The organism is Methylobacterium sp. Gmos1 (genome assembly GCF_053764715.1).
The window spans coordinates 97156-111252 of the sequence record NZ_JBSNCC010000009.1 but is presented as its reverse complement, the minus strand read 5'-3'; the positions used below and the strand labels follow the sequence as shown (position 1 = coordinate 111252).

Sequence of the window (14097 nt, the reverse complement as noted above, 5' to 3'; positions counted from 1 at the left end):
CAGGGCGGGATCCACGACGGTCGGCTTCGCGAAGCCCGGCTTGGGGGCCCGCCGGGACAGGGCCGAGTGGGTGGGAGCCACGGTTCGCGTCCTCGAGGAGGGAGGTGGAGGCAGGATCGGCCGGGATGACAAAATTGTCTAATGAAATTGACGATCGGTTTGGGTGACGGCAACCCGGTCGCCTCATCGGAAAAGATCGCGACGGTGGCGCGCGTAAGAGCCCTCCCCCCTCGGCGGGGGAGGGTGGCCCCCGCGTCAGCGGAGGTCGGGAGAGGGGCAGCGCGACGCTGGTCTAGGGGGCGCCCAGCAGGGCGGTTCCGCCTCATCCGGAAGCGTGGTTCCCCTCTCCCGGCTCACTCCGTTCGCCACCCTCCCCCGCAGAAGGGGGAGGGGTAGAAGCCCGCGCTTCTCCTTTCGCCGGACGGCCTCGCGCAGAGGGGCGAGAATTTGGAGCTAGGCCGCCCGCGCCAGCCCGATCCGTCCCCAGATCGTCCCGAGCGCCAGCGCCAGGTGATCGATGTCGGCGTCGCTGTGCAGCGGCGAGGGGGTGATGCGCAGGCGCTCGGTGCCGCGGGGCACGGTGGGGTAGTTGATCGGCTGGACGTAGATCGCGAACTCGTCGAGCAGGGTGTCGCTGATCTGCTTGCACTGCACCGGATCGCCCACCATCACCGGCACGATGTGGCTCGGATTGTCGAGGAGCGGGATGCCGATGGCCGAGAGCCGCCGGCGCACCGCCGCGACCCGGTCCTGGTGGCGGGCGCGCTCGACACCGCTCGCCTTGAGGTGGCGGATGCTCGCCGCCGCGCCCGCCGCGATTGCCGGCGGCAGCGAGGTCGTGAAGATGAAGCCCGAGGCGAAGCTGCGCACGAAGTCGCACAACGCCGCGGAGGCCGCGATGTAGCCGCCGGAGACCGCGAAGGCCTTGCCGAGCGTCCCCTCGATCACGGTGAGCCGGTGCATCAGCCCCTCGCGCTCGGCGATGCCGCCGCCGCGCGGGCCGTAGAGGCCGACCGCGTGGACCTCGTCGAGGTAGGTCATGGCGCCGTGGGCTTCCGCCACGTCGCACAACTCGGCGATCGGCGCGATGTCGCCGTCCATCGAGTAGACCGATTCGAAGGCGACGAGCTTCGGGAGCTTCGGGTCGACGAGGCGGAGCTTGCGGTCGAGGTCGTCGGCATCGTTGTGGCGGAAGATATGGCGCTCGGCGCGGCTGGAGCGGATGCCCTCGATCATCGAGGCGTGGTTGCCCTCGTCGGAGAACACCACGCAGCCCGGCAGCTTCGAGGCGAGCGTGCCGAGGCCGGCCCAGTTCGAGACGTAGCCCGAGGTGAAGAGGAGGGCCGCTTCCTTGGCGTGCAGGTCGGCGAGTTCCTGCTCCAGGAGCACGTGGTAGTGGTTGGTGCCAGAGATGTTGCGGGTGCCCCCCGCCCCCGCGCCGCAGCGGTCGATCGCCTCGTGCATCGCCCCCGTCACCGTCGGGTGCTGGCCCATGCCGAGATAGTCGTTCGAGCACCACACCGTCACCGCGCGGGTGCCGTGCGCGCCGTGCTGGGTGGCGTAGGGGAACCGGCCGGCCTGGCGCTCCAGGTCGGTGAAGATCCGGTAGCGCCCCTCGCGGTGCAGGCCCTGGAGGGCCGAGGAGAACATGGCTTCGTAGTCCATCGCGCGTCCCCTTGTACGGTGTTTTCTGGTGGTGTTCTTCACATCTGTCACGGAGCGGCGTCGGGGCGCCGGGCCGGCAGCCCCCAGCCCCAGAGCGCGGCCGACGGCAGCGGCAGCATCAGGAAGCCGTGCTCCAGGATCGCGAGCGCCATCAGGGTCGCCATCATGGTGTGGCCGGAGCGCTTGAAGGCGGACGCGCTCTCGGTGACGGCGGGGTGCAGGAGCACCAGGAGGAAGCCGGTGGCGAGGATCATCGCCACCGGAAACAGCGCGTTCATCGGCGCGCGGCGAAAGAAGGTGCCGAGATAGCGCAGGTGCTCCGGCAGGAACTCGGCGTGGAGGTTGCGCACGCCGAGGAACAGGTTGAGCCGGGCGCTGAGGTTCATCCCCCACAAGACCAGGTAGGTCCACAGCGCCATCCGGTTCGGAGAGCCCGCGGTCAGCCACGCGATGGCCGCGAAGCCGAGGATGATCGCCGCCTCGTGCCAGAGGTTGGTCGCGGCGGCCGCGCCGAAGCGGGCGAGGCCCCGGTCGGTGGGCGCGCCCGGGGTGCGCCGGGGGCCGGCGACATAGCCCATGTAGAAGGCCATCTCCTGCCAGCCCCAGACAATCAGCGCCGCCGTGAAGGCCGCGTAGGCCCCCGCCTCGCTCTCCTGCGTCGCGCTCCAGGCGATGACCCAGAGCGCACCGAAGAGCGTCACGGTCGTCGCGCCGAAGCTCCAGGCATGGGTGCGGCGCGGCCGGTGGTTCAGCCAGAGGATCGCCCCGGTCAGAAACCACCAGATCACGACGGCGTAGAGGATCGGCGCGGCGTAGTCGGACATGCGGGCGCTACCAGGCGGGGCTGAGGCGGATCTGCGCGGGCATCGGGTTGGCCTTGGCCGGCATCGCCATCAGCCGCCCGAAGGCGAGCGCCGCCTTGGCGACGTAGCCGGCGTGCCGGAGCTTGCCGACGAGCCCGCCGCGCGCCTTCGCCTCCTCGATCCCGCGGGCGCACGACAGGAGCCGCTCCAGCCCGGCCCGGAAGCCCGGATGGTCGATGTCGAGGGTCAGCGGGAAGACCTGGCGCGAGATCTCGGAGGTGATGGCGAAGACCTGGAAGTCGTACTCCTTCGGGTCGACCCCGAGCGCCTTGTGGAAGGCCGGCCGGCATTGGTCGCGCACGTACATCGTGCAGAACACGGCGAGCAGGAAGAACTTGATCCAGTAGTAGTTGACGCCGGTGAGCAGCTTCGGGTTGGCGCGCATCAGGAGCGCGAACGCCTCGCCGTGGCGGAACTCGTCGTTGCACCACTTCTCGAACCACTTGAAGATCGGGTGGAAGCGCTTGTCCGGGTGGCGCTCGAGGTGGCGGAAGATCGTGATGTAGCGGGCGTAGCCGATCTTCTCCGACAGGTAGGTGGCGTAGAAGATGAATTTCGGCCGGAAATGGGTGTACTTCTTGGCCTTGGTCAGGAAGCCGAGGTCGATGCCGACCCCGAAATCCTTCAGCGTGTCGTTGATGAAGCCGGCATGCCGCGCCTCGTCGCGGCTCATGAAGCCGAACAGCTCGCGGATGTCCTTGTTCTTGGCGCGCTTGCGCATCTCGGCGTAGAGCACGCAGCCCGAGAACTCGGCGGTGATCGACGAGACCAGGAAGTCGAGGAATTCCTTGCGTAATTCCGGGTCGAGGCCGGAGAGATCGAGGTCGAAGTCGGAATTGCGCACGAAGTGGCGCTTGTTGGGGTCCTGGCGCATCTCGGCGATAAGCACGTCCCACTCGGCCCGCACCGGCTCGACGTTCGTGCGGTCGAGCTCCTCGAAGTTCGTGGTGTAGAAGCGGGGGCTCAGGAACGTCGTCGCCTGCGCCGACTGTGTGCTCTCGTTCGGGGTCTTCAGGGTCGTCGCGCTCATAGCCGCGTCCTTTCCGAGAAGCTGACTTCGTAGAGTTCGGTGAGTTCGAAATGGCCCGCGATGCGGGTCCACAGGCGCTCGACGGCGCCGGCGCGCACCACCGTGGCCTGCCGGCGCACCACGATGCGCTCGCCGTAGGGAACGGAGGTCGGCGCGTCGTGCACCGTGACCTCGTCGCCCGGAGCGATGAGAAGCCCGCCGTCCAGCGTGACATGGGCGTGCAGGCTCTCGGCCGTCTGCTCGATCTCGACCGTGCACGGCACCTCGATGCGGCGTTTACCGCCCAACCAGTGCATCACGATGCGCCCCTCCCCTGTTCGAGCAGCCGCGCGAAGGCGGCTGCATTGCCGAGCCCGAAGGCCTCCAAGTTGATCCGCCGGCCCGTCGCGACGTCGTCGAGCGAGAGCGTGCCGTTGTCCCACCGGGTGAGCCGGAACGGCGGGGTGCGCGACAGGCCCTCGCGCAGGCGCGCCTGGGCCATCACCCGCAGGGTCGCGCGCAGGAACCCGTCCTCGCCGGGCTGCACCTCCGCGACGAGGCGGCCGTTCGCGGCGTCGCGCAAGGCCACCCGGCCGTCCGGCCAGTCCTCGACCGCGAGGTCGAGCACCTGGACGGCTGAGGCCGGCGGCATCTGCGTGACCCCGACGCCGCCGAACCGCCCGACCGCCACCGCCGCCAGCGAGAAGACGACGAGGAGGGCGGCGTTGCGCAGGAGCGGCCGGGGGATCTGGATGTCGTGCGCCGAAGAACTTTGCGCCATCGTCGCCTCCTCGAGCATTCTCCGACGAAGTGGATGCCGGTTCGTCGAAGAAATACTGCAAAATCAAAGACCTGGAGCGCTTCGCGATTGCCGTGCGATCGTGAAGCGCTCTAGTGGCCCGCCGCCGCGAGGCGGCCGGGCATGGCGGGGGCGGTCTCGGGCGCCGGCGGCAGGGCCTGGACGGGCTGGCCGTTCGCCTCGGCGAGCGCCGCGGCGATGCGCTTGGCGACCGCCTCGGCGTCGGGCACGCAGCGCAGCATCGGCTCGGGCCGGGTCAGGCGCCAGGGCCGGGCATGCGGCCAGAGGTGCAGGTAGGCCAGCCGCACGCCGGGCTTGAGCACCAGCGGCAGGTCGCCGCTGCCGTCACGGAGCCGCCGGAAGGCGGCGCCCTCGATCTCGCGCAGCGGCAGGTTGACGTCCATCTGGAGCGCGATGCCGATGCGCAGCATCAGCCGCCGGTCGGTCAGGGTGTAGACCGTGGTGCGGCAGGCGCCCCAGGCGAGGAGGACCAGGATCGCCAGCGCCAGCGCGCCGGCGAGCAGCACCGGCCAGGCCGCGGCGGCCCGCCCGGCCGAGACCGCCTGGTAGAGCGCGAGCCCACCGAAATAGATCGCCACGAGATCGACGTGGAAGGCGCGGCGCGCCAGGCTGAGGAGCGACGGGCGGCCCTGCCACAGCAGGCGCTCGCCCTTCGGCAGCGGGCCGGGAAGCCCGTGGGGAAGAATGTCCGTCACAGCAGCGGCTCCTGGCGGTCGTCGGTGGCGTAGAGCGTGCCGGCGCCGTAATAGGCGATGACCCGCTCCTCCTCCCGCAGGGTGATGCTGTCGGGGTCGCGGGCTTGCGGCACCCCGGCGAACTGGCGCGCGAGCAGGGCCGCGACGACGATCTTCTTGTGCTGGCTGAAGCGCTTCACGTCCGCGAAGGTCACCGGGATCAGCACGGTGCGGTCGCGGGCGCCCTCCAGCTCCATCTCGTAGTAGCGCGGCAGCGATTCGCCGCGGTCGACCCAGATCTCCGTGACCGTGCCGGCGAGCACCCCGTCGGCGCCGTAGACCGGCATGCCGCGCGGATCGGGATCGGCCTCCGCGATCGTGAACTCCTCGGCGACGCGCATCGGCACGATGCGGGTCTTGCCCTCCCAGGTCAGGTCGGGCCGCTCGGCGCGCAAAGCGTAGGCGCCCGGGCCGACGCCGTCGGCGAGCCGCGAATCGTCGGTCGCGGTCGGGACGATCGGGGCGCCGGGCCAGGGCTCGAGCTTGACGGCCTTGAGCTCTCCGACCGGGCCCTCGTGCGGGCGCGGCGCCAGCACCGTCGAGCCGTCGGCGAGCAGGAAGGTCTTGGGTGACGGCAGGAACAGCCAGTCCCAGCCCTTCAGGCCGCCATGGGTCTCGGATTCGAGGGGATAGCCCTCGCGGCGGTCCTCGCGGCGCAGGTAGAAGACGAGGCCGGCAAAGAAGATCCAGAAGGCGTAGAGCACCACTTGCGCGACGTCGAGATAGCCTGTGAGGGCACCCTTGGGCATGATGGCCTCCTTCTAGGGTAGGGCCGGACGGGCGGAGAGCGGGGCGCGACCGGGCCGGCGCACCAGCGGCCCGATCGCCACCAGGGTGGCGAACAGGAGCCCGATCTCGATGTGGTAGACGACGAGGTAGCCGGTGGAGGCCTCGGACAGGGCCTCGCCGAGGCGGCCCGAGACCGCGAGCGCCGAGCCGAGGTCGCGCAGGATCCCGCTCGCCGCGATGGCCCCGCCGGCGGCGCAGGCCTGGACCGCGCCCCAGGCGCCGAGGGCGAGCCCGGTCTGCTCCGGCTGGGCACCGGCCATCGAGGCGGTGAGCGTGCCGTGGGCGAACAGGCCGCCGCCGACGCCGATCAGCGCGACGCCGCAGGCGAAGAGACTGCCCGAGCCGAGGGGCGCGGCGAAGACCACCGCCGAGAAGGCCGCGATGCCGACGACGGCGCCCGCCGCCGCGACCCGGAACGGATCGCCGCCGCGATTGAGCCAGCGCGCCGCGGTGAGAAGCCCCGCTCCGCCGCCGACCGCGAGCACCGCGGTGAGCGCGGTCGTGGCGGCGACCGGCAGGTGCAGGATCTGGCCGCCATACGGTTCGAGCAGGATGTCCTGCATGCTGAACCCCGCGGTGCCGAGCCCGGTGGCGATCAGGCGCCGGCGCGCCTGCGGCTGGGCGGTGTAGGCCTGCCAGGCGTCGCCGAAGCGGCGGGGCGCCTCCGCCTTGCGGGAGGTGTCGCGCGGCTCCTGCTTCCACAGGGCGATGCCGTTGAGGATCAGCGTCGCGAGCGCCGCGCCCTGGATCACCTGGATCAGGCGAATGGCCGAGAAGCTGTGCAGGGCCAGCCCGAACACCACCGCGCTCGCCATCATGCCGGCGAGCAGCATGGCGCAGAGCAGCGCCACCACCTTCGGGCGGGCATGCGCCGGCGCGAGGTCGGTGGCGAGCGCGAGCCCGACGGTCTGCGTGGTGTGGAGCCCTGCGCCGACCAGCACGAAGGCCAAAGCCGCCGCGGCTTGCCCGATGACGATCGGCCCGGTCGTGTCGCCGGACAGGATCAGGAGCGCGAACGGCATGATGGCGAAGCCGCCGAACTGCAGGAGCGTGCCGAACCACAGGTAGGGCACCCGCTTCCAGCCCAGCACCGAGCGGTGGTTGTCGGAGCGAAAGCCCACCAGCGCCCGGAACGGGGCGGCGAGCAGCGGCAGCGCCAGCATCACGGCGACGATCCAGGCCGGCACGTCGAGCTCGACGATCATCACCCGGTTGAGGGTGCCGATCAGCAGCACCGCCGCCATCCCGACCGTGACCTGGAACAGCGACAGGCGCATGAGCCGGCCGAGCGGCAGCTCGGCGGTCGCGGCATCCGCGAAGGGCAGGTAGCGGGGCCCGAGCTCGGCGAGCGCCCGGGCGAGGCGGTGGGCCGTGCTCATCGGCGCGCCAGCTCCAGGGCGTTCGAGAGGTAGAAGCCGGAATTGACCCGGCGGCTGCGAGCCAGCGTGAAGGACGCCAGGACCGGATCCGCCGCGATGCGGCGGCGAAGCGAGCCCTCGCCCACCGGCTCGATCGCCGGCGCCCGGTCGCCGCGGGGAAAGAGGCGGCCGGCGGCGTGCATGACCGTGAGCAGCGGCGTGCGCGGCGCGACCGTGAACAGGACCGACGCCTCGGTGCGGCGGGCGAGCGCCGCCAGCGCCCGGACGATGTCGGGCGTGCGGTAATGGATCAGCGAATCCATCGCGACGACGTGGTCGAAGCGCCCCAGTCCCTCGTCGAGCATGTCGCCGACCTGGAAGTCGAGGCCGCCGGCGAGCCGCAAGCTCGCGGTGCGCTCGCGGGCCAGCGCGATCAGCGTCGGCGAGACGTCGACCGCGACGACCTCGGCGCCGCGCCGCGCCGCCTCGACGGCGAGCGCTCCGGTGCCGCAGCCGGCATCGAGCAGGCGCCGCCCGGTGAGGTCGGCGGGCAGCCAGGACAGGAGCTCGGCCCGCATCGCGTCGCGGCCGGCCCGCACGGTGGCGCGGATGCGGCTCACCGGCGCATCGGAGGTCAGCCGCGCCCAGGCCTCGACGGCGGTGCGGTCGAAGTAGGTTTCGAGCTGGGCCCGGCGGGTGGCGTAGGTGGAGCTGGTCATCAGTCGAAGCCCAGGAACTCGAACAGGTCGCGGTCCTTCATCGGCACCGCCGGGAGCGGGTCGACGCCAGCCCAGAGCTGCTCGGCGAGTTGCAGGTACTCGGCCTGCACCGCCAGCAGTTCCGGCGAGGGATCCATCTCGAAGAGCGTCGCCTTCTTCAGGCGCGAGCGGCGCACCACGTCAAGATCCTGGAAATGCGCCAGGCGCTTCAGGCCGACCGCGTCGTTGAAGCGGTCGATCTCGTCGGTCCTGGCCGAGCGGTTGGCGATGACGCCCCCTAGGCGCACGCCGTAATTCTTCGACTTGGCGTGGATCGCCGCGACGATGCGGTTCATCGCGAAGATCGAGTCGAAGTCGTTCGCCGTCACGATCAGCGCCCGGTCGGCGTGCTGGAGCGGCGAGGCGAAGCCGCCGCAGACCACGTCGCCGAGCACGTCGAAGATCACCACGTCGGTGTCTTCGAGCAGGTGATGCTCCTTGAGGAGCTTCACCGTCTGGCCGACGACGTAGCCGCCGCAGCCTGTGCCGGCGGGCGGTCCCCCCGCCTCGACGCAGCGCACGCCGTTATAGCCCTCGACGACGAAGTCCTCGACGCGCAGCTCCTCCGAGTGGAACTGCACCGCCTCCAGGGCATCGATGACGGTGGGGGCGAGGCGCTTCGTCAGCGTGAAGGTCGAATCGTGCTTCGGGTCGCAGCCGATCTGGAGCACCCGTTTGCCGAGCTTCGAGAACGCGACCGAGAGGTTCGATGAGGTCGTGCTCTTGCCGATGCCGCCCTTGCCGTAGACGGCGAAGACCTTGGCGGTCTCGATGCGGATGTCCGGATCGAGGGCGACCTGGAGGCTCCCCTCTTCTCGCCGCGCGGCGACGGGGTTTCGGATCGCGATATTCATGCGGCAGCCTCCGCGGTGATGCCTTCCAGCCGATCCTCCAGGGCCTCCTCGGCCCGGTCGAGGGCGGCACGGGTCTCGGGATCGGGGGTCCAGAAGCCGCGCCGATGCGCCTCGATCAGGCGGTGGGCGACCTTGGCCGAGGCGGCGGGATTGAGCGCCGCCATGCGCTCGCGCATGACCTCGTCGAGGACGTAGGTCTCGGTGATGCGCTGGTAGATCCAGGGCGCGACCCCGTCGGTGGTGGCCGACCAGCCCACCGTATTGGTGAGGTGCTGGTCGATCTGGCGCACGCCCTCGTAGCCGTGGCCCAGCATCCCCTCGACCCATTTCGGGTTGAGCATGCGGGTGCGGGTCTCGAGCGCGACCTGCTCGGAGAGCGAGCGCACCCGGCCCTCGCCGCGGGTCTGGTCGCTGATATAGACCGGCACCGAGGTGCCCCGGGCCTTCGCCACGGCCCGGGCCATGCCGCCGAGCCCGTCGAAATAGTGGTCGACGCTCGTCACCCCGACCTCGACCGAATCGAGGTTCTGGTAGGCGAGGTCGACGCCTGCCAGCACCGCCTGCATCAGGGCGCGGCGGGGTTCCGGCTTGCCGGTGCGGCCATAGGCAAAGCTCTTGCGGCGCGAGAAGGTCTCGCACAGCTCGGCCTCGTCCTCCCAGCGCCCGGAATCGACGAGGTGGTTGAGGTTGGCGCCGTAGGCTCCTTCCGCGTTGCTGAAGACCCGGAGCGCCGCGGTCTCGATGTCGACCCCTTGCGCCGCCTGGTGGGCCAGCGCGTGCTTGCGCACGAAGTTCAGGGCCTCCGGCTCGTCGGCGGTGGCGGCGAGGTAGGCGGCTTCCGCGAGCAACTTGGTCTGGAGCGGCAAGAGATCGCGAAAAATGCCCGAGAGCGTCGCGACGACGTCGATGCGCGGACGGCCGAGGTCTTCGAGCGGGATCAGCACCGCGCCGCAGAGCCGGCCGTAGCCGTCGAAGCGCGGCATCGCGCCCATCAGCGCGAGAGCCTGGGCGACGGGCGCGCCCTCGCTCTTCAGGTTGTCGCTGCCCCACAGTACGAGCGCGATGCTCTCCGGATAGGCGCCGCCATCGGCCGCGTGCCGGGCGAGCAGCTTTTCCACCTGGGCGCGACCGTCGGCGAGCGCGAAGGCGCTCGGGATCCGGTAGGGATCGAAGCCGTGCAGGTTGCGCCCCGTCGGCAGGATCGCGGGCGAGCGCAGCACGTCGCCGCCGGCGACCGGGGCGACGAAGCGGCCGTCGAGGGCGCGCAGCAGGCCTAGGATCTCGTGGTCCTCGGCGAGCAGCCGGTCGGTCTCGGCGAGCGCCCGGAAGGCCGCGAGCGTCGCGTCGTCGGCCGGGAGCCCCGAGGCCGCGACCGCGTCTTCCGCTGCGGCGCCCCCGACCAGTCGCGCGATGCCGGCGCGCTCCGGTGTCAGCCCATGGACCGATTCGGCGAGCGCGAGGAGCAGGTCGATCCGCTCCTCGGCCGGCGTGCCCTGCCCGACCACGTGCAGCCCGTGCGGGATCAGCGTGTGTTCGAGCTCGACGAGCCGGACCGACAGCGCGGCGATACGCTGCTCCGCGTCCTCGCCCCACTCCTCGCCCTCGGCGAGGTCGAGGCCGAGCGCCTGGCCGTGGATGAGGATCGCGAGTTTGGCCCGCTCGGCCGCGTCCTCCGGCGGCAGGGCGCGGCGGCGCTCCAGCGAGGCCTTGAGGTCGATGAGCCCGCGATAGAGCCCGGCCTGGGCGAGGCTCGGGGTCAGGTAGCTCACCAGCGTCGCCGCGGCGCGGCGCTTGGCAAGCGTGCCTTCTGACGGGTTGTTGGCGGCGTAGAGGTAGATATTGGGCAGCGCGCCGACCAGCCGCTCGGGCCAGCAGGCGGCCGAGAGCCCGGTCTGCTTGCCGGGCATGAATTCGAGCGCGCCGTGGGTGCCGAAATGCAGGACGGCGTCGGCGCGAAAATCCTCGCGCAGGTAGCGGTAGAAGGCCGAGAAGGCGTGGGTCGGCGAGAAGCCCTGCTCGAACAGCAGGCGCATCGGGTCGCCCTCGTAGCCGAAGGCGGGCTGCACCCCGACGAAGACGTTGTCGAAGTGGGCCCCAAGCACCAGGATCCCGCCGCCGTCGCTCTGGTGGCGGCCGGGCGCCGGGCCCCATTGCGCCTCGATCTCGGCGAGGTGGGCCTCGCGCCGCACGTGCTCGTCGGCCGAGATGCGGTGGGCGACGTTGGCGGGCGTGCCGTAGCGGGCGGCGTTGCCCTCCAGCACCCGGGCCCGCAGGGCATCGACGGTGTCGGGCACCTCGACGGTGTAGCCGTCCGCCTTCAGCCCCAGGAGCACGCGGTGGAGCGATTCCCACACCGACAGGAAGGCGGCGGTGCCGGTGGCACCCGCATTCGGCGGGAAGTTGAACAGGACCACCGCGACCTTGCGCTCGGCGCGCGCACGGAAGCGCAGGGCGACGAGGCGCGCCACCCGGTCGGCGAGCCGCGCGGCGCGCTCAGGGTGCACCGCCATGTCGCGGGAATCGCCCACGCCTGCCGCGCGGCCCCCGAACACCATCGGGGCGGTGGCGCCATCCAGTTCCGGGATCGCCACCATCATGGTCGCCTCGACCGGCGACAGGCCGCGGGCGGAAGCCTCCCACTGCTCCAGGCTCTGGAACTCGACGGCTTGCGCGGCGAGGTAGGGCACGTCGAGGCGCGCCAGCATCGCGCTCGCGGCGGCCGCGTCGTTGTAGGCCGGGCCGCCGACGAGGGAGAAGCCGGTGAGCGAGACCAGCGCGTCGATCGCCGGCCGGCCGTCGCGCAGGAAGAATTTTTCGACCGCTGGGCGGTTGTCGAGCCCGCTGGCGAAGGCCGGCACGACGCTGAGGCCACGCGCCTCCAACGCCGCGATCACCCCGTCGTAGTGGGCGGTGTTGCCGGCGAGCACGTAGGACCGCATCAGCAGGAGGCCGACGCGACCCGCGGGACCGGCGGCCGGCAGCTTGTCGAGCCGCTCGGTGACCCGCTCGGGGATGCGCGGGTGGTAGAGGCCGGTCTCCGGATAGGCCAGCGGCTCAGCGGCCGAGAGGTGGCGGCGCCAGGCGGACCGCTCACCGGCTGCGTAGCGGCCGGCGAGGAAGCGCACCAGGTTGACGACGTTCTCGTCCGAGCCGGCGAGCCAGTATTGCAGGGTGAGGAAGTAGGCCCGCACGTCCTGGGCCGAGCCCGGGATGAAGCGCAGGATCCGGGGGATCTGGCGGATCAGCGCCATCTGGCGCGCGCCGTTCCCTTGCGCCCCGCCCGGCCCCGACTTGCCGCGCAGGCGCTTTAAAAAGTCGAGCGCGCCGCGCTGCGAACCGTCCATGGCGAAGCGGTTCATCCGGGTGGTGCGCACCACCTCGGACGCCGAGAGGCAGCCCACCATCGCGTCGCAATGCGGGCGGCGTTCGAGCAGCGCCGGCAGCACCGCCCGGACGTGCTCATCCATGAACAGCATCGCCGAGAGCACGATGTCGGCCCGCGCGATGTCGGCCCGGCAGGCCTCGAGCGCCGACGGATCGGTCTCCCACTCGGCGGCGGCGTGGAAGCCGAGGACGAGCGCCGGAGCCGTCCTCGCCAGCTCCCGGCGCGCCCGCTCCACCGCCCCCGCGAGGTGGTTGTCGAGGGTGACGATGACGACGCGCAGCTCCGGCAGCGCCGGCAGCGCGTCACCGGCTGAAATGCGCTTTGGCATCGTACAGGGTCTCGACGGTGATGAGCGGGAGCGCCCGCTCGCGGGCGAAGCGTTCGGTGTTGTGGCGGGCCTTGCCCCGCACGAAGAACGGCACCTTCTTCAGCTCGCGCTCGGCCTCGATCGACCAGACCACCGGCGCGACGGCGGTGGCGGGTGCCGCGACGATGGTCCCGGCCTCCTCCTCCCGCGGCCTGCCGCCGAGATGCGAAGGCGCGACGCCGAGATGTGAAGGGGCTACGCCGTCATGGAATTCCGGATCGTCCCGGAACATCGCCAGCAGGTGTTCCTCCAGCCCCATCATCAGCGGGTGGACGAAGGTGTCGAACAGAACGTTGGCGCCCTCGAAGCCCATCTGCGGCGCGTGGCGGGCCGGCACGTCCTGGACGTGCATCGGCGCCGAGATCACCGCGCAGGGGACGCCGAGCCGTTTCGCGATGTGGCGCTCCATCTGGGTGCCGAGCACCAGTTCCGGCTGCGCCGCCGCGATCGCCGCCTCGACCGCGAGGTAGTCGTCGGTGATCAGCGCCTCGATGCCGTGGGCGGCGGCCTCGGCGCGCACCTCGCGGGCGAATTCGCGCGAGTAGGTGCCGAGCCCGACGACGTTGAATCCGATCTCGCGCGAAGCGACCCGCGCCGCCGCGACCACGTGGGTGGCATCGCCGAAGACGAAGACCCGCTTGCCCGTCAGGTACGTCGAATCGACCGAGCGCGAGTACCAGGGCAGGCGCGAGCCCTCAGCCTGGAGGACCGGTGCCGGATCGACGCCGGCCAAGCCCGCCACCGCCTCGACGAAGGCGGTCGTGCCCCTGACCCCGATCGGCGTCGTCTCGACGAAGGGCTGGCCGTGGGTGCGCTCCAGCCACTGCGCGGCGCTGCGCGCCACCTCCGGGTAGAGCACGACGTTGAAGGCGGCTTGCCCCAAGCGCTCGAGATCGGCCGGCGTCGCGCCGAGCGGCGCCACCACGTTGACAGCGATGCCGAGCTCGCCGAGGAGCCCGCGCACCTCGCGCAGGTCGTCGCGGTGCCGGAATCCCAGCGAGGTCGGCCCGAGGATGTTGCAGCTGCCCTGGATTCGGGCCGCGTCGGTGCGCGGGCCGACGAGCGTCCGCACGAGGCGGTAGAAGGTCTCCGACGCCCCCCAGTTCTCCTTCTTCTGGTAGGCGGGCAGCTCCAGCGGGATCACCGGGATCGGCAGGCCGAGCGCCCGCGACAGCCCGGCCGGATCATCCTGGAGCAGCTCGGCGGTGCAGGAGGCGCCGACGATCATCGCCTGGGGGCGGAAGCGCTCGTAGGCGGCGGCGACCGCCTGCTTGAAGATCTCGGCGGTGTCGGAGCCGAGGTCGCGGGCCTGGAATGTCGTGTAGGTCACCGGCGGGCGGGCGCCGTGCCGCTCGATCATGGTGAAGAGCAGGTCGGCGTAGGTGTCGCCCTGCGGCGCGTGCAGCACGTAGTGCAGGCCGCGCATCGCGGTGGCGACCCGCATCGCGCCGATATGGGGCGGGCCCTCGTAGGTCCAGAGCGTGAGCTGCATCGC

12 protein-coding genes are annotated in these 14097 nt (G+C 71.4%); all 12 read right to left on the bottom strand.

Annotated elements, in window-relative coordinates:
- Positions 1 to 453 precede the first annotated feature (453 nt).
- The 12 genes from hemA to bchB all read right to left on the bottom strand — a co-directional run bounded on the left by hemA (position 454) and on the right by bchB (position 14094).
- Positions 454 to 1665, bottom strand: a complete 1212-nt coding sequence (gene hemA / locus ACS5PV_RS18540) for a 5-aminolevulinate synthase (RefSeq protein ID WP_455396816.1) — start codon at positions 1663 to 1665, stop codon at positions 454 to 456.
- 47 nt (positions 1666 to 1712) lie between these two features.
- Entirely contained in the window at positions 1713 to 2489 is a 777-nt protein-coding gene (puhE, locus tag ACS5PV_RS18535) for a putative photosynthetic complex assembly protein PuhE (protein ID WP_455396815.1), read from the bottom strand.
- 7 nt (positions 2490 to 2496) lie between these two features.
- Entirely contained in the window at positions 2497 to 3558 is a 1062-nt protein-coding gene (acsF, locus tag ACS5PV_RS18530) for a magnesium-protoporphyrin IX monomethyl ester (oxidative) cyclase (RefSeq protein WP_455396814.1), read from the bottom strand.
- Positions 3555 to 3854 (bottom strand): hypothetical protein, encoded by a 300-nt coding sequence (locus ACS5PV_RS18525; RefSeq protein ID WP_455396813.1) that lies wholly within the window; start codon positions 3852 to 3854, stop codon positions 3555 to 3557. Before ACS5PV_RS18525 ends, acsF begins: the two co-directional genes overlap by 4 nt.
- On the bottom strand, positions 3854 to 4318 hold the full coding sequence (gene puhC, locus ACS5PV_RS18520) for a photosynthetic complex assembly protein PuhC (protein ID WP_455396812.1): 465 nt from the start codon (positions 4316 to 4318) through the stop codon (positions 3854 to 3856). The genes ACS5PV_RS18525 and puhC overlap by 1 nt, the downstream gene beginning before the upstream one ends.
- Positions 4319 to 4428: 110 nt before the next feature.
- On the bottom strand, positions 4429 to 5052 hold the full coding sequence (gene puhB / locus ACS5PV_RS18515) for a photosynthetic complex putative assembly protein PuhB (RefSeq protein ID WP_455396811.1): 624 nt from the start codon (positions 5050 to 5052) through the stop codon (positions 4429 to 4431).
- Positions 5049 to 5840: a photosynthetic reaction center subunit H gene (puhA, locus tag ACS5PV_RS18510; protein WP_455396810.1), complete on the bottom strand. Its 792-nt coding sequence runs from the start codon at positions 5838 to 5840 to the stop codon at positions 5049 to 5051. The genes puhB and puhA overlap by 4 nt, the downstream gene beginning before the upstream one ends.
- Before the next feature lie 12 nt (positions 5841 to 5852).
- Positions 5853 to 7259, bottom strand: a complete 1407-nt coding sequence (locus ACS5PV_RS18505; RefSeq protein WP_455396809.1) for an MFS transporter — start codon at positions 7257 to 7259, stop codon at positions 5853 to 5855.
- Positions 7256 to 7957 carry a magnesium protoporphyrin IX methyltransferase gene (gene bchM, locus ACS5PV_RS18500; RefSeq protein WP_455396808.1) on the bottom strand — a complete coding sequence of 234 codons (702 nt, stop codon included), beginning with the start codon at positions 7955 to 7957 and terminating at the stop codon, positions 7256 to 7258. The genes ACS5PV_RS18505 and bchM overlap by 4 nt, the downstream gene beginning before the upstream one ends.
- Positions 7957 to 8850, bottom strand: a complete 894-nt coding sequence (bchL, locus tag ACS5PV_RS18495) for a ferredoxin:protochlorophyllide reductase (ATP-dependent) iron-sulfur ATP-binding protein (RefSeq protein ID WP_455396807.1) — start codon at positions 8848 to 8850, stop codon at positions 7957 to 7959. Before bchL ends, bchM begins: the two co-directional genes overlap by 1 nt.
- Positions 8847 to 12563: a magnesium chelatase subunit H gene (locus ACS5PV_RS18490; RefSeq protein WP_455396806.1), complete on the bottom strand. Its 3717-nt coding sequence runs from the start codon at positions 12561 to 12563 to the stop codon at positions 8847 to 8849. The genes bchL and ACS5PV_RS18490 overlap by 4 nt, the downstream gene beginning before the upstream one ends.
- Complete coding sequence (gene bchB, locus ACS5PV_RS18485) at positions 12538 to 14094, bottom strand: ferredoxin:protochlorophyllide reductase (ATP-dependent) subunit B (RefSeq protein ID WP_455396805.1); 1557 nt, start codon at positions 14092 to 14094, stop codon at positions 12538 to 12540. The genes ACS5PV_RS18490 and bchB overlap by 26 nt, the downstream gene beginning before the upstream one ends.
- Positions 14095 to 14097: the final 3 nt, after the last annotated feature.